Annotated in this window: 11 protein-coding genes and 1 tRNA gene; 6 read left to right on the plus strand and 6 right to left on the minus strand. The window is 56.9% G+C overall.

What is annotated here, in order from left to right; genetic code table 11:
* Positions 1-77 precede the first annotated feature (77 nt).
* The 6 genes from KGFNPO_RS06770 (at position 78) to KGFNPO_RS06795 (ending at position 4432) form a co-directional block, all read left to right on the plus strand.
* Positions 78-1475, plus strand: coding sequence for an MATE family efflux transporter (locus KGFNPO_RS06770; protein ID WP_472633819.1), 1398 nt, complete (start codon positions 78-80; stop codon positions 1473-1475).
* A 59-nt stretch (positions 1476-1534) separates the two neighbouring features.
* A complete protein-coding gene (locus tag KGFNPO_RS06775) occupies positions 1535-1741 on the plus strand; it encodes an AbrB/MazE/SpoVT family DNA-binding domain-containing protein (RefSeq protein WP_472633821.1) in 207 nt (68 codons plus the stop codon).
* Between the two features lie 221 nt (positions 1742-1962).
* A tRNA-Cys gene (locus KGFNPO_RS06780) sits at positions 1963-2036 on the plus strand.
* Between the two features lie 208 nt (positions 2037-2244).
* Positions 2245-2622 (plus strand): cupin domain-containing protein, encoded by a 378-nt coding sequence (locus KGFNPO_RS06785; protein ID WP_472633823.1) that lies wholly within the window; start codon positions 2245-2247, stop codon positions 2620-2622.
* Positions 2623-2775: 153 nt separating this feature from the next.
* Positions 2776-2973, plus strand: coding sequence for a DUF3149 domain-containing protein (locus KGFNPO_RS06790; protein WP_472633825.1), 198 nt, complete (start codon positions 2776-2778; stop codon positions 2971-2973).
* Positions 2974-3451: 478 nt separating this feature from the next.
* Entirely contained in the window at positions 3452-4432 is a 981-nt protein-coding gene (locus tag KGFNPO_RS06795) for a glucokinase (RefSeq protein WP_472633827.1), read from the plus strand.
* Between the two features lie 18 nt (positions 4433-4450).
* Here the strand turns inward: KGFNPO_RS06795 and KGFNPO_RS06800 are convergent, their stop codons facing one another.
* The 6 genes from KGFNPO_RS06800 to KGFNPO_RS06825 all read right to left on the minus strand — a co-directional run bounded on the left by KGFNPO_RS06800 (position 4451) and on the right by KGFNPO_RS06825 (position 20370).
* The gene (locus KGFNPO_RS06800; protein ID WP_472633829.1) at positions 4451-9721 is read right to left on the minus strand and encodes a malto-oligosyltrehalose synthase; all 5271 of its coding nucleotides are present in this window, start codon (positions 9719-9721) and stop codon (positions 4451-4453) included.
* Positions 9714-11615 carry a malto-oligosyltrehalose trehalohydrolase gene (treZ, locus tag KGFNPO_RS06805; protein ID WP_472633831.1) on the minus strand — a complete coding sequence of 634 codons (1902 nt, stop codon included), beginning with the start codon at positions 11613-11615 and terminating at the stop codon, positions 9714-9716. The genes KGFNPO_RS06800 and treZ overlap by 8 nt, the downstream gene beginning before the upstream one ends.
* Positions 11599-13776, minus strand: a complete 2178-nt coding sequence (gene glgX, locus KGFNPO_RS06810; protein ID WP_472633833.1) for a glycogen debranching protein GlgX — start codon at positions 13774-13776, stop codon at positions 11599-11601. Before glgX ends, treZ begins: the two co-directional genes overlap by 17 nt.
* A gap of 307 nt (positions 13777-14083) precedes the next feature.
* Positions 14084-14782, minus strand: a complete 699-nt coding sequence (locus KGFNPO_RS06815; RefSeq protein WP_472633835.1) for a mechanosensitive ion channel family protein — start codon at positions 14780-14782, stop codon at positions 14084-14086.
* Between the two features lie 187 nt (positions 14783-14969).
* On the minus strand, positions 14970-18362 hold the full coding sequence (gene treS, locus KGFNPO_RS06820) for a maltose alpha-D-glucosyltransferase (protein WP_472633837.1): 3393 nt from the start codon (positions 18360-18362) through the stop codon (positions 14970-14972).
* A gap of 10 nt (positions 18363-18372) precedes the next feature.
* Positions 18373-20370, minus strand: coding sequence for an alpha-1,4-glucan--maltose-1-phosphate maltosyltransferase (locus KGFNPO_RS06825; RefSeq protein ID WP_472633839.1), 1998 nt, complete (start codon positions 20368-20370; stop codon positions 18373-18375).
* Between the last annotated feature and the right edge of the window lie 13 nt (positions 20371-20383).

The raw sequence follows: 20383 nt of genomic DNA on the forward strand, positions 1-20383 counted from the left end.
CGTGGATCGGCTTTTGCGCTACCATGCCAGTCTTGATTTCCCGACTATTTCCTGTAAGTAAGTGCGATAGGTTAAAAATGCATCTGGCAAAGGTCAACCCCGGCGTGCTGCACGGCAGCCACCGGACACTCAAACTGGCAATTCCGCTGATCCTGGCGCAAATGGCGATTGTCGCCATGGCGGTGGTCGATACCGTGACTTTCAGCCGGCTCGGCGTAACGATGCTGGCGGCAGGCGCGCTGGCGACTGCCGTATTTTCCCTGGTGCATATCATTTGCACCGGCGTCCTGATTGCGATCAGTAACCAAGTAGCATTTGAAAACGGCGCTAATAATCGGGAAAATATCGCTACGGCGGTCGAATCGGGAGTGATTCTGTCAGTCGTGATCGGGCTGGTGGCGATTCTGGCGATTTCCATGGCCGGTCCCTTGCTGCTGATGGCTGGGCAGGACAGGCAGATGGTGGCGAATGCAATGGCGTACCTACCGGCGGCGGCCATCGGCATTATTCCCAGCCTGCTGTTTACAACTCTGCGCGGCTTGACCGTGGGCCTCAAGCAGCCGGGACCGATCACATTCATTACCGCTTGCGCGGTGTTGTGCAAAATTGCGCTCAATGCCGGCCTGTTTTTCATGCTGCAAGCGGGCTGGATTACCACGACCGTGCCGCACATCTTGATGGCGCTGGGATCGATCAGCAGCTTGATATTCGGCTTGATGGCGTTAGCCTTGTGGCTGTATTGTCGCCGCTCCCTTGCCTGGTATTTGCGACGGCCGCGATTGTTGACCGTTAAAAGCCCGATTTTTCGGGAAACCCTATCGCTGGGCGTGCCTATCGGCATCAGTTATGGCGTGGAAGCGGGCATGTTCACGGGCGTGGCATTGCTCATCGGCCATTTTGGCCCGACTGCGCTGGCCGCACACCATATCGCCAACCAATTCGTATTTCTGACCTTCATGATGGCAGTCGGTTTGTCGCACGCCAGCTCGATTCAGGTGGGCGAAGCAGCCGGCAGCGGCAATCTGCGGGAAGCAAGACGGCTAGGCCGGCAAGGCATTTTGATCGGCCTGATTCCGATGACATTGACGGCGGGCTTGTACTTATTTTTTGGCGATGTGCTGGTGGGAATGCTGGTCGGGCAGGGCGCATCTTCGTCCAAGGCGGTGGCGGCCTTGGCGATTCAACTCTTGGCGGTGGCTGCGTGTTTTCAGTGGTTCGACAGCACCCAGGTGATTGCAGCGGGAGCCTTGCGCGGGCTCAAGGATGCGCGCTATACGATGATGGCGTCGATTCTGGGTTACTGGGGCGTCGGCATGACGACCGCGCTATTCCTGAGCCGCAGCATCCATGCCGGACCGAGCGGCGTCTGGTGGGGATTGGTGGTGGGACTGGGCACTACCGCGTTGATTCTGGTGCTGCGCTTTGAACAGTTGACCCGCATGCCGGCGATTAATCGAATGGCAGTGGACTATTAAGGTAATTCTTGGCTTCGCCGGTTTAGGGTGAAGCCTGATTTAATGGAAAAGAGGGCGATATGCATAGCATCACTTTATGTCAGGTCAATGGTGCAACCGGCTTGATCGTGCCGCAGGAAGTGCTGGATAAATTGCAATTGCGCGATGGCGACAAGGTCTATCTGACCGAGTCGCGGCTCGGCTTTCAGGTCAGTCGGGACGAGTTTGACGAGTTTGAGTGCACCCAGCAAATGGCATGTGCTTATACCGGAGACAAGCGCACATGAGCGGAGCGCCAGTTTGGATAAGTGTTTGTGTCTATCGATTGGTAAATCTTCAACAATAATTTATCGTAGTCAACAAGCGTTGAACGCAGTGCTACTCCAGATTTCTTGATCTACAAGCTATGGATTTTTATGGATTTTTTCTGTGGTTGTGAGGCTCTGGTTAAATATTTTGGAAATATAAATAAAACGAGTACAATTCCGCCTTCGGTAAAGGCATTAATGGCGGGGTAGCAAAGAGGTTATGCAGCGGCCTGCAAAGCCGTTTAGATGGGTTCGATTCCCGTCCCCGCCTCCAGTTTTATCGTTACGCATCAAATACTTAGCCCACTACTCAGTGGGTTTTTTATTGCCAGCATGAAACACAAGCTCTCTATAACGCCCTATAACCCACACAAAACACTCGTTACTAGCCTATCGTTGCACCGGACTGCTTCTGAGGCTCAAACGCTCCTTTTATGCGCCAGGACACATCTGGCGGTACGCAAAACCGCATCGAAATACTTATGAACGAGGATATCGCTATGACTACCGCAGTAAGAACATTTGCAGTTTCGGAGTTTGCTTGCCCATCTGATGGCGAGCCAATTCGGTCGGTGGTGCTTGAAACTGAAGAGTCCGTAATCGTCGTTTGGCATGTTCGCCCTGGGCAAGAAATTGCTGCTCACGTTCATCCGCACGGCCAAGATACCTGGACCGTCCTTTCGGGTTCTGCCGATTATTACCAGGGAAATGGCGTGGTTACCGAGCTTAAAGCGGGAGAAATTAGCGTCGCAAAACCTGGGCAGGTGCATGGTGCCATGAACACTGACGCGAAAGATCCCTTTGTCTTCGTTTCTGTCGTAGCGCCGGGTAATGCCGGTTATGCCTTGGCTAAGAAATAACCGTCAGCAGACAGCCGGCGGTAGCCGATAAATTCTGGCAACAGCTTAGTCGGCCAGAAGATGTTGATCGGGTTGTCAAAGTTGATAAAGATCATGCGTGTTGACTTCAGACAAGTTTAAGGTAAGCATTTTGAACGTCAAGGAGCTATCACTATGAAACTGCTGACCGACCTTTTTTCTACCAACTATGGCCTGATGAGTATTATCGGGATTGCATTCATGATCGGAATGGGCGTTTTTTTTATTCTTTACTTCAAGCGCAAGATGGCAGAAGACGGTCTTGCCGCTGATATTCAGCAAGCAAGCGACTTAGTCAAGCAGCGCAAACTGGAGCCTGTCGCGCCGCAATAACGAAAAGTGAAAAGCGACATTCTCTTTTTTAAATAAAAAAGCCACTTGCTCCGGCATCCCGGACACAAGTGGCTTTTTTTTGTTTAGTAGCAACAGAAAATCGTGTTAACACTGTCAAGCCATGGCCGGAACTTGTTCTCCAAATATCCGTCTGAAATGTTTGCCAAAGGCAGAGCGTTCGTATCCAGCTTTGTTTTCAATTAATTATCATATACTAATCAATGTATTTTTAAAGCCGCAATTAATATATGCGGTAATGTACATGTTTATGGCTATACTCCAATTTTTTATATTTTTTCACTAGATTGGTATCGAGGCGCGAAGATAGCGGCTGGCTGCATTTAATGCGTCCGCCAGCGTACAGATGGAATGTGACGCAGGTCTCCAGTTGCTCTGTGGCGGCGGCGCGCTATATTGATATCTAGGGACCCATCAGACTGTAGCTGAAGTTGGCCGAAGCGAGCCAAGCGAGAACGTCATGACACCAGCAAATTCCTATCCCTGTCTAGTAGCCGACATCGGTGCAACCAATGCGCGTTTTGCGCTGATGGAGAGGCATGCTGCCGAGCTCAGCCATTATCGGCAGTTGGCCAGCGCAGATTTTGCCGATCTGGCGGATGCGATCACGCAGTATTACCAGTTGGCCGGCATCTTCGCCGGTGGCGCGCCAAGACCGCGGCGGGCAGCGCTCGCGATTGCCACCTCCATCGTCGGCGATCGGGTCAGTATGACCAACCAGCGCTGGACGTTCTCGATTGAAGCGACGCGACAGCGCCTGGGGTTCGACCAGTTATTGGTGCTGAATGACTTTACCGCGCTGGCAATGGCGTTGCCGTTGCTCAAGCGCAGTGAATTGCATCAAGTCGGCGGCGGCGAGCCAGTGCCGCATACGCCGCTGGCGTTGATCGGTCCCGGCACCGGGCTCGGGGTGTCCGGACTGATCCCCTGCGGCAGCAATTGGGTGCCGCTGCGCGGGGAGGGCGGCCACACCACGTTCAGCCCGGCCAACCAGCGCGAGATGGATATTCTGGCTCTGGTGCGGCGCGAATTCAGCCATGTTTCCTGTGAGCGGCTGGTATCCGGCATGGGCCTGACCACTCTTTATCGCGCCATTGCGGCATTGCAAGGCGAAGGCGTCGAGCCGGAAATGCTTTCTAGCGCACAAATTAGTGCGCGAGCGCTCGACAATAGTTGCCCCGCGTGTGTGGAAACGCTCGCGACTTTTTGCGCGATGCTGGGGACCGCGGCCGGAAATCTGGCGCTGACCCTCGGTGCCCAAGGGGGCGTTTATATTGGTGGCGGGGTCGTGCCGCGACTCGGAAGTTATTTCGAAACATCGCCGTTCCGGCAGCGTTTCGAGGAAAAAGGCCGCTTATCCAGCTATCTGTCGGCCATCCCTTGTTACGTGATTCTTGATCCCTATGCCGCTTTGCGCGGTGCAGCCAGCGCACTTGCATAATCCTGGTAACGCCCCGTTTCAAGTTTCAACCACACAAAGCAACAAGGCATAGGGAAAACCGGCTAATAGCGCGGCGACTCCAAGCCGTCGTCCTTCCGGTTCCTGGCTGCAGATGGTTTCATTTGTAAACACGTTCCTCCACGTTTTACCGGCCAAGCCCTGCGGCAGGTCGATAGTGGTGTCAGCCCAGACCTCGGCTCCCGCAGGGACGCGATCGCCATCACCAACCAGCGCGTAAAAAAATCGGGGTGCGACAATAATGACCGCAGCCTCCTTGCAGCACCGCGCGAAAGCGCAAACATGCTCGCCCCGAATGCCTTCCGCCCGCAGCGGCAGATAATCTCCGTCACGAAATAGGATTTCGCATTGCCGGCGTAGCTCCAGCGTCCGCCAGGTCAGATATAGCTTGATGCGGCCATCTTCCATCGTATGCAACAGCGCGTTGGCGCGTTCTGCACACTGATCGGAATCGACTGCAAAGTGCGTTTGCAATGCATCCAGCATGGTGCGCCGTCGCCGGTAGTCCACAGGTCTTCGATTGTCCGGGTCGGCCAGACTGAAATCCCATAGTTCGTTACCTTGATAAATATCGGGCACGCCGGGAGAGGTCAATTTGAGCAAGGTCTGCGACAAACTGTTGAACATGCCGAGCCGGGAAACCAGCCTCTGGAATGGCAGGTGATCCGCAATGAATGGATTCAATGGATTCATGTTCGGCGGGTTCTGGCCCGGCGCGAGCAGAGCCTTGATGAATTTCGATATCGCGCTTTCATATTCCAGATTGGGATTGATCCAGCTGCTGTTTATCTTGGCTTCCCTGATCGCTTTTTGCATGTAGCTTTCGATGCGTTTGCAGAATCCGGCCAATGCCGCCTGGTCCAACGGTTCCAGCGGCCATGCGCCGATGAGCGTTTGATGCAGCAAGTATTCGTCGTTGCGCGTAGGTGCGGTTACGCCATCTTCGCCCAATTGCACTCTCTTGCTGCGGTTGAATCGGCTCCAGCGGCGCAAGCGCAGCTTCCACAGCGCCGGCATTTCCGACAGGACGTTGATGCGCGCCCGCACATCTTCGGAGCGCTTGCCGTCATGGGTCGAGGTGGCGAGCATGGTGTTCGGCCAGTTTTTGGCGCGATCCTGGCTTGCCGCGTGAAATGCCGCCAGCGTGATGCCGAAGGTGCGCGGGTCGCCGCCCACTTCGTTGAGCGAGCTCAGCCGGTGGTAGATATAAAAGCAGGTGTCCTCCATCCCTTTCGCCATCACCGGGCCCGTGAATTGCTGGAACTTCATCGCAAATTTTGTCACGGCGTCGCGATATGCTTGCCCTGTGTTCTCGGCGATGCTGGTCAGCAGCGCTGCGCGTACAAAATCGAAGATGCTGATGTCTGCGGCCTGACTCCTCTTTTTGGCGGCCGATACCGCCCAGCCGATAAAGTGCCTGTCATCTTCCGATACCGCATTGGCAGTGACGTAAGTGCGGTACACCGGAAAACAAGCAGTGATCTCGATCAAGGCATCGCGCAAGCTGTTGGCCGTGAAATCGCAGGTATGCCGGTCCAGCTGTGCGATGCGGTCCAGTTGGTTGGCCAGCACATTGAGTTCGCTGGCGAGAACGACTTTCATGATGAGTTTCTTGCTGCGGTACAGTTGCTCGCTGAAATCGATCCGTTCGCCGATAAAAGCCGCGTATATGCGATCCATGCGCTCTTCGTTCCCGGTATCGACAAACAGGCCGTTGACCACGTTGCCAAACCGATAACCGGTGGTTCCAAGCACCGGCCACTGTGTGGGCAGATGTTCGTAGCTGGCAATGATTTTCTCCACCACGATGTAGAGCCCGCTGTGGTTGGCTGAAACCTGGGCTGCAACCTCGATCAGGTCAGCATCCGGCTGGGTCGATGCGCGCCCGCAAACCTGCTGCAATCGACGCAGGTATTGCAAAGGATCGTACAGTCCGTCCGGATGGTCGATGCGCACGCCGTCCACTTTCCCTTTCGCAACCAGATCGAAGAGCAGGCGATGCGTGGCATCGAACACTTCTGCGCGTTCCATCCGCAGCCCGGCCAGGCTGTTGACATCGAAAAAGCGGCGGTAGTTGATTTCGTCGGCGGCCACGCGCCAATAGGCGAAGCGGTAAGCCTGTGCCTTGATCAATTGATGCAAGAGGTTGAAGCTTTCCGGGTTTCCCGGATCGCCGTTGAATGCGTCGATATTCTGTTGGACAAACAGGGCGATGTCGGCACACGCGGCGCATAGTGCAGCCAGATGGCGCTTGTGGATTTCCTTGTCGCGGCTGCGTTCCGCCCTTTGTTCGGGCGCCAGATCGGTGCGCTGCGGCAAATGACTGAAGGCGGTGATGAGGCTTTGAAACTCTAGCAGTTGGGGCTGATCCGCGCCGAGCTTTGTCGCCAATTGTTGCCACCGATGGCCGGCGATACGCGGATACTCCCGCGGGTCCAGCGGGAAGCGGTGCTCGTCATACCAGATGCTGAATTCGCCGCGTGGTTCATCGAAAACCAGTTTCAATTCCCCCAGTTCAAGCACGTTGCCATACTGGTCGCCCAGCACCGGCACCAGCACCTTGCTGCGCAACTCTTCTTTCTGCGGGGTCCAGTCGATATCGAAAAATTCCGCATGCAGCGAAGATTGCCCATTTTCCAGCACGTCCAGCCACCATCCATTGTCGCTGCCCATCACGCCCATGTGGTTGGGCACGATATCGATGATTTGTCCCATTCGGTGATGCTGCAATGCCGCGACATAACGATCGAACTCCAGGTCGCTGCCGATCTCGGGGTTGAGCGCATTGTGGTCGATGATGTCATAGCCGTGGGTGCTGCCCGGCCGCGCTTTGAAATAGGGCGAGGCGTAGCAATGGCTGACGCCGAGCGCATCCAGGTAGGGAATTAGCTGTTCGGCATGGACGAAGGTGAAGCCGCGGTTGAACTGCAGACGGTAAGTGGCGCGCGGAATCCGTATGGAATGCTGCACCGTGGCGGACTGGCGGGTCCCGGTGACGGCCGCAGGTACGCCACTTCCGCCACTTCCGCGTACCTGCCGCAACGCGGTCGTCAGTGTTTGCAGACGCGGGTCCGTCGCCCATTGCTCCAGATCGAGCGTCAATTTGCGTTGCCAGTTGGGGTACTTGCCTCCGCTGGCAGGAAAATTAACTTGCTCCACTTGTCCTAATACATCCTCCAGTTGCACCACCATGAATTTGGCTGGAGTGCGCGCCAGGTAGATGTGGAGCGCAAGCGATAATTCTTCTGTCATCTCGGGATATGCAACCGGATTCACGCTGGCGCCGGTGGGCAGCAACTCCGCTCGCTCCAGCGCCATCAGAAGCTGGGTTCGACTCTGAGACCGATCCAACAGCTGGGCGTCGCGCAACTGGATCGAAGGGAACAAGTCAAGCGCACAACGCAGATCAATGTCGTGCCCCAGCCAATAGCCGGCAAGGGTCGGCAAGTCATGGGTGCTTGCCGCCACCAGTGCCCGGGCAGGATAATCGGCCGGGGCCTTGAATCCTCCGTCCTGCTCCTTTTCAAAGTACAAGAGCCGGTAGGACAGCACCGCACTTTGCGCGAGTGCGTCGCGCACCTCCTCGGGGACAGTGCCCAGGTCTTCGCCGATCACCGTGCAACGATTGCGCTGACTCTCCAGCGCCACGATTCCTAGCAGATCGGAAAACGGGTAACGCACATAAGTGCCTGCGCTCGGGATGCCGCCGGCCGGCACCCAGAACAGCCGCATCAGCCCCATCACATGGTCGAGCCGCAGCGCACCGGAGTGTTGCATGTTTGCGCGCAATGTCTCGATGAATGGCGCATAGGCCGCTGCGCGCAGGCGTTGCGGAATCAGCGGCGGCAGCCCCCAATCCTGGCCCAAGGTGTTGTAATCGTCCGCGGGCGCTCCGATATAAGTGTGCCGGGCATACAGTGCCTGCTCGGCCCAGCACTCGGCTCCATCGGCGGCGACACCCACCGCAATATCCTGGTACAGGCCGACGCCCAGCCCGAGTTCTGTCGAACGCCGTCCCACCGCTGCCAATTGCAGTTCGGCGTTCCATTGCAGGTATGCATAGAATTCGATGCGCTCCACATGTGCAACTGCGAATGCGGCAACCGGGCTAGAAAATGGGTCCTGGTAATCCTGCGGCCACTGATGCCAGCCGTGCATGGCACTGTCGCTGCGGGAGAAATGCTCCTGCAACGCTTCGAACAGCGCCTGGCACCGCAACGCCTCTCCGACTTGCTCCTGGAAAACGCGAAAGGCGCGCGCACGCTGACTGTCCAAGTCCAGATGATGTGCGCGGAAGTGCTTGTACAACAGCTCCAATATTTGAAGCTTGAGCGCACTGACTTCTTGGTAATTCACCAGTTCGCTGGCGCGCAGTATGCGCAGATGCGCCTGAAACAAAGGTTCACGGACTGTGTTCCGGGCCGCCTCGCATTCGGTGAAGTCTGCGACGCCTTCCACGTCCAGGTACAGCACATTCAGAAAGCGCCGGCTGGACGGACTGTAGGGGCTGGCCTGGGCCGGATCGCACGGGAACAGCGCGTGCAGCGGACTTGAGCCGACGAAACCGGCCCCGGCTTGTGCGGCGAACTCCACCACGCTTCTGAGGTCGGCAAAGTCGCCGATGCCCCAGTTGCGTTGCGAGCGCAGCGCGTACAGCTGAACCGCAAATCCCCACACCCGGCCGTCTCCGTTTAGCGCAACCGGCAGGTAACAGGCGGCAGGAACCACGATCAGGCGCATCGCGGCGGAACAGCATTGCGATTTATCCGTTTCTGCGCCCGCTGCTAAAACATTATCTACCGCGTCAATTTCCAGCCGGTGGTAGCCGGTTGCCAGTGCAGCTGGCAATGGCAATCGCAAAACATAGCGCACAAACGATATGCCTGCGATATTTCGTTGTTCCAGCACGGCAAGATCGGCTGGCGTGAATCGTCCGCCGGTAGTTGCTCCTGATTCCAGCGTCAAGCTCCAGCCAAAAACGTTTTCTGCCATTGTCGCCGGCATCGTCAGCGTGATTTCGGGCGCGGCATCCGTTTCAAGAATTACCAGGACCGGCGCAAGCATGTTGCGCCAGGATTGCGCCTCGTATTCTTCAACAGCGTGTTCCAGATCAGCGGCACTTTCTGCATCGACTTTCATTGCTGCCAGCAGCGCCCGCTTGGTGTCCTCGGAAGTTGCATGCCGGTTACCCCAGATATCGGTGTACTCCGGTTCGATGCCGCACAAGGCACACAGCCGGTCCAGCATTGTTTGATGTGACGCATTAGTCATGGCAAGGTTTTTCCATGCTTTTGTCGAGGAACCACGCGACCGACCAGGGCGGCAAATGTTGTTGCAACTGCTCGCTGGCGAAGCTTGCCGCCACCGATTCATCGCTGGCATAAAAAAGCTCTCCGGGCGGACGCGTGAAGCCTGACAGCGCTTGCGCGCCAAGATTGGCCGCAACACTAAGAACGCTGTCGTTGCCCAGTCGCCAGCGCACCATCAGCCCGCAACCGCCGACAATTTCATACTGCGCCTGCCCACCGCGAGTGCCGATTAAGTTTGGCATGACAAAATCGCGACGGTGCGCGAGCAAGATCCGGTAGTGCGACAGCCCACTGTCATGCGGCGGCACGGCAGCAGCGCGTTTCCAGTCAAGCCTGGAACGCTTGAAAGTGGCCGGATCGCACGGGTCCGGCAGCGCTGCCAGATTCAGATGCGCCACCTGGCCCGCTTCAGTAAATCGGGTGAACCGGGTGAAGCCCGCAAATTCCCGCCGACGCCCTTGCGTGACCGCCGCCGCCAGGTCCGGCCCGAAGTTGCAGAAAAATTGAAACGGCTGGAGTGCGCCAAATTCTTCTCCCATGAAAATCAGGGGAGGCGAGGGTGCCAGCAACACGATTGCCGTCACGGCGCGCAAGGCCACCGTGTCGGCAAGCAAAGACAAACGTTCGCCGAAAGCGCGGTTGCCGATCTGATCGTGGTTCTGCAGGAATGTAACAAAGGCCGCCGGGGGCAAATGCGCGCTCGGCGTGCCGCGTGGTTTTCCATCGTGAAAACGCGATGTCTGGCCTTGATAAGCGAAGCCCTGCGTCAGGCAGCGGCCGAGGTGTTCCACAGGAGAGTCGGCATAGTCGGCGTAATAGCCATCCGTTTCGCCAGACACCAGCACATGCAGCGCGTGGTGGATATCGTCGTTCCATTGGGCCGTGTACCAGCGTGGCCGGCCGGCGTCGTCGCGCTCAAGATAACGGGCGTCATTGCTATCGTTCTCAAGGATCAGGTGGATAGCCCGCTGCCGCCCGGGCCCCGCCTCCGCCTGCACCGCTTGCGCCAGTTCAATCAAAATGTCGGGCTCGGAATCGTCGCAGATCGCATGCACCGCATCGAGCCGCAATCCGTCGAAATGAAATTCTTCCAGCCAGTACAGCGCGTTGTGGATGAAAAAATCACGTACCGTCCGGCTGCCGGGACCATCGAAATTAATCGCCGCGCCCCACGGCGTGTGATGATGTTCGGTATAGAACTGCGGCGCGTAGGCGTGCAGATAATTGCCTTCGGGGCCGAAATGGTTGTAGACCACATCGAGCAACACCATCAAACCCTTGTGATGGGCGCTTTCGATCAGTGACTTCAAATGCTCCGGCCGGCCGTAGCGGCTGTCCGGCGCGAACAGAAGGACGCCGTCATAACCCCAGTTGCGCGCGCCCGGAAAGTCTGCCACCGGCATCAGCTCGATCGCGGTGATGCCTAACGCAACCAGGTAATCGAGCCGTTTCTCGACGCCCAGAAACGTGCCTGCCAGGGTGAAGGTGCCGACGTGGAGTTCGTAGATCACCGCATCTTCCCAGCAGCGGCCGCGCCAATCGGTGTCATGCCAGTCAAACGCAGCGGGATCGACCACGCAGCTTGCGCCATGCACGTCATCCGGATTGCAGCGCGAGGCGGGGTCGGGCACCGTGAGCGTGCCGTCGATCCGGTAGCAATAGCGGCACCCGGCATGGGCGCGATCAGTCAGCAGTTCGAACCAGCCATCGGCCATGCACGTCATCGCGATGATGTGTTCAGCGCCGACCAGGGTCAGGCAAAGCGCGACGCTGTGTGCTGCCGGTGCCCATAAGCGAAAGCGCACGCCGCCATCGGCTAACTCCGCCCCGAACGGCATCCTATGCTGGCGTTTCATTCTGACTTTCGATCAAACTTGCAGGCTCCCGCGGCATTTCCATCAATAGCACCAGGGAGCGCGCTTCGAGCGGATAGTTATCGCCGGCCGCGAAGATGCTATCCGGTTTCAGTTCCATTCCGTAGTGGGTATCGATTAACGTGTGCCAGCGGGTGCCGGCAACGAAAGTCGGCATGGCAAAGTGGAGCATTTCATGGTGGGCATTTAACAGCAGCAGAAAGTTACTGTCTCGCAATGGACGGCCTCTTTCATCCTGCTCATCCAGCGCCTCGCCGGAGAGTGACAACCCAAGGCAACGGGCGAAGGAATGCTGCCACTCCTCATCGCTCATTTCTATGCCGTCGGGATTGAGCCAGAGAATGTCCCTGATTCCCGTACCTTTAATGCCGCGCCCCTGGAAAAAGTTATGCCGACGAAAAATCGGATGTGACTTGCGTAGCGCAACGAGGTGCTGCGTAAACGCGAGCAATTCTTTATCATCCTGCGTCAAATTCCAGTGCACCCAACTCGATTCATTGTCCTGGCAGTAGCCGTTATTGTTGCCCTTTTGCGTGTGGCCAATAGCGTCGCCTGCCACCATCATCGGCGCACCCTGAGACAGCAGCAAGGTGGCGAGAAAATTGCGCTTCTGGCGCGTCCGCAACGCATTGATCTCAGGATCATCGGATGGCCCCTCAACGCCGCAGTTCCAGCTGATATTGTTGTCGCTGCCATCGCGACTGTCTTCCTGGTTCGCTTCGTTATGCTTGTCGTCGTAACTCACCAGGTCGTGCAGCGTGAAACCGTCGTGGGCCGTGATGAAGTTGATGCTGGCGTAGGGGCGTCGTCCGCTCTGTTCATACAGATCGCTCGATCCGGTGAGCCGGTAGGCAAGGTCGCCGATCAGTCCGCCATCACCTTTCCAGTAGGCGCGCACCGTGTCGCGGTAACGGTCATTCCACTCGCCCCAGCCCACCGGGAAATTGCCCACCTGATAGCCGCCTTCGCCCAAATCCCAAGGCTCGGCGATCAGCTTGACTTGCGACAGCACCGGGTCCTGATGAATGATGTCGAAGAAAGCGCCAAGACGATCCACCTCGTGCAATTCACGGGCCAGGGTCGCTGCAAGATCGAAGCGAAAGCCGTCCACATGCATTTCCAGCACCCAGTAGCGCAGGCTATCCATGATCAGTTGCAACACGCGCGGATGCATCATGTTGAGGGTGTTGCCGGTGCCGGTGTAGTCGACGTGGTAACGCGGATCGTCTGGCTGCAGGCGGTAGTAAGCGACATTGTCGATACCGCGGAAACACAGCGTAGGGCCGAGCTGATTCCCTTCGGCCGTGTGGTTGTAGACCACATCGAGGATGACTTCGATGCCCGCCGAATGCAGCGTCTTGACCATGGTCTTGAACTCGTTCACGGCCCCGGCCCCGGTCGCAGAGTAGCGCTGTTCGGGCGCAAAAAAGCCAATCGAGTTATAGCCCCAATAATTGCGCAGGCCTTTTTGCACCAGTCGCCGGTCGTCGATGAAGGCATGTACCGGCAGCAGTTCCACGGCGGTAATGCCGAGCCGCAGCAGATGTTCGATTGCTGGGGTCGTGGCGAGTCCGGCATAAGTCCCGCGCAATTGCGCCGGCACTTCGGCATGCAGCGCGGTATAGCCCTTCACGTGCAGTTCATAGATCACGGTCTGATGCCAGCGGATGCGCGGCGGGCGGTCATCGCCCCAGGTGAAAGCGCTGTCAATCACCCGGCATTTCGGCATGCCGCGCGCGCTATCGCGCCGATCGAAGGATAGATCGGCATTGCGGCTACCGACCCGATAGCCGAAATGCGCATCGCTCCAGAGGATGTTGCCGACAATGTCCCGCGCATAAGGATCAAGCAGCAATTTATGCCGGTTGAAGCGATGACCGTGTTTGGGATCATAAGGGCCAGCCACCCGGTAGCCATAGAGCAGGCCGGGACGGGCTTCCGGCAGATAGCAGTGCCAGACCTGGTTGGTCCGCTCGCGCAGGGTTATGCGCTGAATTTCGTGGCGGCCCTTGTTGTCGAAAATGCATAGCTCGACTTTTTCGGCATGCTCCGAAAACAAGGCGAAATTCACGCCTTCCCCATCCCAAGTCGCTCCCAGCGGGTAAGGCTTGCCCGGCCAAGTGGCGGTGATGACTTTGTTCATGGCGCACTCCCGGCCAATAGTAAAGAAAATTTCACGCTGTAACTGGCGTTGTACTTTATTAATACTAATATGTGTATATTTTATTGCCGCAATTAATACATGCGGAAAATGCCATAAAAATAGATATACCCCTTATGTATTAAAAATTATGCAATTGTTCAGTCCGCTATAAAAGACATCGAGGCAGAAGTGGCTTTGGCATGCCATTTTCTTGTAGGTGCGAATTTATTCGCATCAGCTCACATGGAATCGTTAAAAGTGCGAGCTGATGCAAATAAGTTCGCACCTACGCCGTTGTTGTTTCAAACTAATCGCGGTCGCCCACATCACGTACATCCTTGTCCGCATTCGGCCACCATCGCTGCAGCAGCGCCGCTGCCCATTTTTGCCCTGCGATCCCGAACGCCAGGGCGAGCGCCAGCACCACACCGGCCAGAATAATCAGAAAACTCTGGCGCACGATGTCGCCGCCGATGTTCAACTGGTCGAGTGCGATCAGGACCACGAAGACAATAATTGCGTAGCGCGCCAACCGGCCCAGCAATTCTGCATCGGTCAAATCCACATTCCTGCCGTATGCGGTGACCAGGTTTTCGATGAAGTGGGCGAAGTAGGAGCCGAAGGCGAGAATCACCACCGCCAGGATGACGCGGGGAACGAACAGCATGATGCGCCCGAGCAGATCGGTTACATAGGCCAGTCCCAGGCTGTTGAAAGCCAGAACCAGCGCGGCCAAGATGACCAGCCAGTAGATCAGGCCTCCAAGAATATACGTCGTGTCAGTTTTAGTCCCGCCTTGCTGCAGGAAAGAATCCATCCCGGCGCGTTCGGTCAGCACATGGAAATTGACTGACTTTAAGCCCTTCACAACGGCGAGCCTGATGGCCTTCGCAATCAACCATCCGGCCACCGTGATAATGATCGCAACCACCAGCTTAGGCAGAAATTCGCCCACTTGGAGGAGAAAAACCCGTAGCGGCTCCAGCAACATATTCACATGTTCCATCACACCCCTTTCCGAATCGCGTTAGAGGTACAGGCCTGAAAGCCTGTATCTGCTAAACCCATGATTGCTTACTACAGGTAACTATTCAGCATGCTATAAATTGCTCCCTCTCCCGCCCGCGGGAGAGGGGATCAAACAATCCTCACCTAGCGTGCTCAATAGTAACTACGGCTCCCATCTTGCTCGACTATGACGCCGTAATATCCAATATGCCGCTCAGTGGAATGTGCACCCAGCTCGGCCGGCTAGCCAACTCATAACGCAACTCGTAAAACGCCTTTCCCAGCAGAAACAGCTCAAGCAAACCATCCATGCCTTCCCATGCAGCGTAAAGGCCGGATGTTTCTGCCGCTTCCCGGTACGCCTCCACGAACACTCGTGCTGTCTCGGCTTCCCAGGCATGACCGAGCGGTTCGAGCAAAATTATGTCCTCGGGCCGTTCGACAGTGCTGTGCAATAACGCTGCTTGCATCGCATAGTTAAAGGATCGCAGCATTCCGGCTACATCCACCAGGGGAGAATACTTCTGCCTGCGTTCAGCTAGTGCGCGCGCCGGCTCGCCCTCGAAATCGACAATCACGAAGTCATTCTGAGTCAGTAAAATTTGCCCCAGGTGATAGTCGCCGTGGTAACGGATTTTTACCGCCTGCACACGCTCCGGCAGGCAGCCCTCGATGCGCTGCAGGATCGCTTCGCGCCTTTCAAGCACAGCATCCGCCTGGGTCTGTGCAGATTCGGCAAGCATCTCGCGGCTGTGCGCTAGTTGGTCCAGCGTCGTATTGGCTTCCGCCCGTATGCGCTGCATCCAGTTCGCCAGATCAGATGGTTCGATCGGCTCCGGATCGAACGCTGGGTCGCCTGACTTCGTGGCAAGCGCCATGTGCAGCTCGGCCGTGCGTTGTCCGAGCACGCGAATCAGGGCGAGATAGCCGCCATGGACGTCCGGCATTGCGGGCGACTCCATCTGGGATTGCTCGAAAAATCGCGCAAGGTAATCCAGCGTGTAAGTCCAGCCGTCGCCCTGATTCTCGACATATCCCTGCAGCATCGCCAGCATCATGGTGCTGCCTTGGTCCGAGGTGTACTCCACTGTTCCGACTACCGGCACGCTGTGCGGAAAGTGCGCAACTTCGGTGAGAAAGCGTCCTACCTCAACTTCCGGGTTTATGCCAATCTGCAAATGCCGGTAGCCTTTCAGGAATAGGCCGCGCTTACCCAGTTCCACAATGGTATTGCTGGTCTGCGCGGCGCGCACATGCACTTCAAGTGGTTCCTGCGCTTGCTGCTTTTGCTGCGCTGGCCCGACAAGATCGGCGAAAGCGCCGGTGGGAGAAAAGCGAATGGTGCCGCCAGCGCAACGCAATTCCTGATTGGAACCGATTGCTTCCACCAGCGCCCGGCAAAATGATTCGTCGGCAAAAGCGTCGGCCAGGATGCCGATCTGCGCCTGCTGCCGCACCTTGGCCACCGTCATCGGCAGCAATTTGCGCAGTCGCGACTCTTCTTCGGCACGTTCCCAAAGCAGCGTCAGCGGTAAGAAATACACCTGCGGCGCAGTGCCAGCGGCATCGCCCTCCGTATGGAACAAAGCCACCAGTGTGTTGGTGTTCTTATTAACCCACTCGACGTAATCAAGCAGCGCCACCCGTCGTAGCGGTTCACCTTTCGCTGCGTACCAGCGCTGGGCGGTGACGAAGCGCGGCAACACTTCTTTTTCAAACTGCGCACGTACCTTCTCGGCCAAAACGATGCGCCATGGCACCACCCGATCACGGAACAAGCTGCTCCAACCATCGAATAGCACCAGCACCGGCAACTCCTCGTGCATCACATGCTCTTCGTGCCAGTCTGGCATTTCCTCGACCTTGGTGAGCCGAAACCAGTAAAAGCAGTGACCTGGCATAGTCAGCAAATAGGGTAGCTCGCCGATTGGCGGGAAGGCTGTGCGCCCCATGACTTCTATCGGTACGCAGTCGCGGTGGCGCATCAAATCAAGTTCCACCGGCTGCGCGGTGCGTGCAAGATTCGCTACGCAGAGGAAGATTTCCTCGTCATCTTCGCGCAGATAGGCGAGGACCTTGCGGTTACTGGCCCGCAGGAATTCAAGCTTGCCGCGCCCAAAGGCTTTATGCGCCTTGCGCACCGCCAACACCCGTCGCATCCAGTTGAGCAACGACGATGGATTGCGCAATTGTGCTTCCACATTGAGTGCTTGATATCCGTATTCCGGGTCCATGATCGGCGGCAATTTCAGGCGTTGCGGATCGGCATTGGAGAACCCGGCATTGCGGTCCGGGCTCCACTGCATCGGTGTGCGCACGCCGTCGCGGTCGCCGAGATAAATGTTGTCGCCCATTCCGATCTCGTCGCCATAATAGATAATCGGCGCGCCCGGCATGGACAGCAACAGGCTGTTCATCAGCTTGATCTTGTCGAGATCGTTGTCCATCAGCGGTGCGAGTCGCCGCCGGATACCCAGATTCAGACGAGCGCGCGGGTCTGCAGCGTACATCCGATACATGTAATCGCGTTCTTTATGGGTCACCATTTCCAGCGTGAGTTCGTCGTGGTTGCGCAGAAAAATCGCCCACTGGCAATTTTCCGGAATGTCCGGCGTTTGCTTCATGATCTCGACGATCGGGTGCCGATCCTCCTGCGCAATCGCCATGTAGATGCGCGGCATCAATGGAAAATGGTAAGCCATGTGGCATTCATCGCCATCGCCAAAGTAATCGCGCACATCCTCCGGCCACTGGTTGGCTTCGGCAAGCAGCATGCAATTTTTGTAATGCGCATCGATAACCGCCCGGATCTGTTTCAACACCGCGTGGGTTTCGGGTAAATTCTCGTTGCTGCTGCCTTCGCGTACGCAAAAATACGGAATCGCGTCCAGCCGCAAGCCATCCACCCCGAGGTCCAGCCAGAAACGCATCACGCGTATCACGGCCTTGAGCACGCTCGGATTATCGATATTCAGGTCCGGCTGGTGCGAAAAAAAGCGGTGCCAATAGTAGGCTTGCGCGACCTCGTCCCACGCCCAGTTGGATTTTTCGGCATCGGTAAAGATGATGCGGGTTCCGGCGTATTTATCCGGAGTGTCGCTCCAGACATAAAAATTGCGCTTGGACGAACCCGGCGGCGCACGTCGGGCAGCCTGAAACCAGGGATGCTGATCCGAGGTGTGATTGATGACCAGTTCCGTGATTACGCGTAGCCCGCAACGGTGCGCCTCCCGCACAAAAAAAGCAAAATCCTTGCGGGTGCCATAGTCCGGATGCACGTTGCGATAGTCGGCAATGTCGTAACCGTCATCCTTGAGCGGCGATGGATAAAACGGCAGTATCCAGATCGTATTGACGCCGAGGTCGCGGATGTAACCGAGTTTCTCGGTAAGTCCCTTGAAGTCGCCGATGCCATCGCCATTGGTGTCGAAAAATGCTTTTACATGGACTTCGTAAATGATGGCGTCCTTGTACCACAGCGGATCGTTGGCCCAGGCGACTTTCGCCGCAGCGGAGGCCGCCGCCGCCGCGGTCGCGGAGTCGATTTGCACTGTTGCCTGATTGAACGGCTTGCTCATTCGCCCTTCCTTACAAGAAGTAATCGAAGTCACGTTCGGTGCGCAAGTGCCGGCGTAACTGGAAAATATGCGCCGGCGTCACTGCAGGGTCCAGCATCACGAAGTTGCGCGGACCGTGCCAGAGATAGCATGCTCCGCTCAACAGATCGTGCATCTGGTATTGCGTATCGGCAGGGATATCGAATTGCACCGGATCAAGTTCGACCCAGCCCGACTGCTGATGGTGCGGGTCCAGATTAACCACCACTATTACAATGTTGGAAAGGTCCTCGGTCAGCTTGCCGTAACACAGCAACTGATCGTTATCTACCGTTAAAAAGCGCAGGTTCCAGTCATTCTGCAGCGCCGGGTTGGTGTGCCGAATACGGTTCACCCGTCCGATGAATTCACTAAGGCTGTCCGGATGGGCCAAATCCCATTGACGCAATTGATACTTATCCGAATCCCTATATTCTTCGCTTACCGCCGCTATCGGTTTGCGTTCAATCAATTCAAATGCGGGTCCGTAAATGCCGTAATTGCTGCAAAGAGTTGCCGCCAGCACCAGCCGCGTCATGAATGCAGGGCGGCCGCCGAATTGCAGATACGCTGGCAGAATATCCGGCGTGTTCGGCCAACAATTAGGCCGGAAGTATTCGCGGCTTTCACTTTGGGTGAGTTCGGTGAAATACGCGATCAGTTCCTGTTTGGTGTTGCGCCATGTGAAGTAGGTGTAAGACTGGCTGAAGCCGAGTTTGGCGAGCCGGTGCATGACTTTCGGGCGGGTAAACGCTTCGGCCAGGAAGAGTACTTCCGGATGATCGCGTTTGACTTCGCCAATCAGCCATTCCCAGAATGGAAACGGCTTGGTGTGCGGATTGTCGACCCGGAACAGGGCAACGCCCTGAGCGATCCAGAATTCCACGACGCTCTTTAACTCTTGCCACAGGCCCAGCCAGTCGGCGCTTTCAAAATCAAATGGATAAATATCCTGATATTTCTTGGGCGGATTTTCGGCGTACTGGATGCTGCCATCCGGCCGGTGCCGATACCATGCCGGATGTTGCTGCACATACGGGTGATCGGGCGCGCACTGGAAGGCAATGTCGAGTGCGATTTCGATGCCGAGTGCGCGCGCTTGCGCCAGCAGCGATTGGAAATCTTCAAACGTGCCAAGTTCGGAATGCAGCGCCTTGTGACCACCCTCGACGCTGCCTATCGCCCACACGCTTCCGACATCGTCCGGACTCGCTTGCAGCACGTTATTCGGACCCTTGCGGTTGACGACACCTACCGGATGCACCGGCGGAAGATACAACACGTCGAACCCCATCGACGCGATATACGGCAGCCGCGCCTCGCAATCCTTGAGGGTGCCATGCTGGTCTGCTTCCGGCGCGGCAGAGCGCGGGAACATTTCGTACCAGGTACTGAACTTGGCCCGCGCGCGGTCCACCACAACCACCAATTCCCGCCCAAGTTCACTGGCAAAGCGCCGATCCGGATAGCGCGCCATCAACAGGCCCAGTTCGTCGGACAAGGCAATACTGCGTTTTGCGGTGATGTCGTGTTCGCCTGACAGCGCATCATGCAGCGTGGTCAGGCGGGCGGCATCATCGCCATTCGCATAGTTGGCAGCAGCGGCGACCAATTCCGCTCCGGCCAGGAGCGCCAATGCAATATCGTCCGGATCGGTACGGCGCACAAAGTCATGACGCCAGGAAAGAAAATGATCGACCCAGGCGGTCAGCGTGTAGCGATAGCGGCCGATTTCGGTGACCGTGAATTCCCCACGCCAGCGGTCATTCGGCAGCGCCAGCATGTCCGTTTCGGACCAAGCCGCATCGTTTTCATTGCGGTAACGCAACAGGCAGCGCAACACATCATGGCCGTCGGCGAAGGCATCGACCTCAATGACGATCGGTTCACCCACAATCCGTTTGATGGGGAACCGACCTCCATCAACTTCCGGCTTTACGTTCTCAATGACGGCCCGTCTGCGGCCTTCGTCAAGTGGTATCACAGGCATGGTTTCGCTCATT

This window comes from Gelidimonas diazotrophica (genome assembly GCF_055694025.1).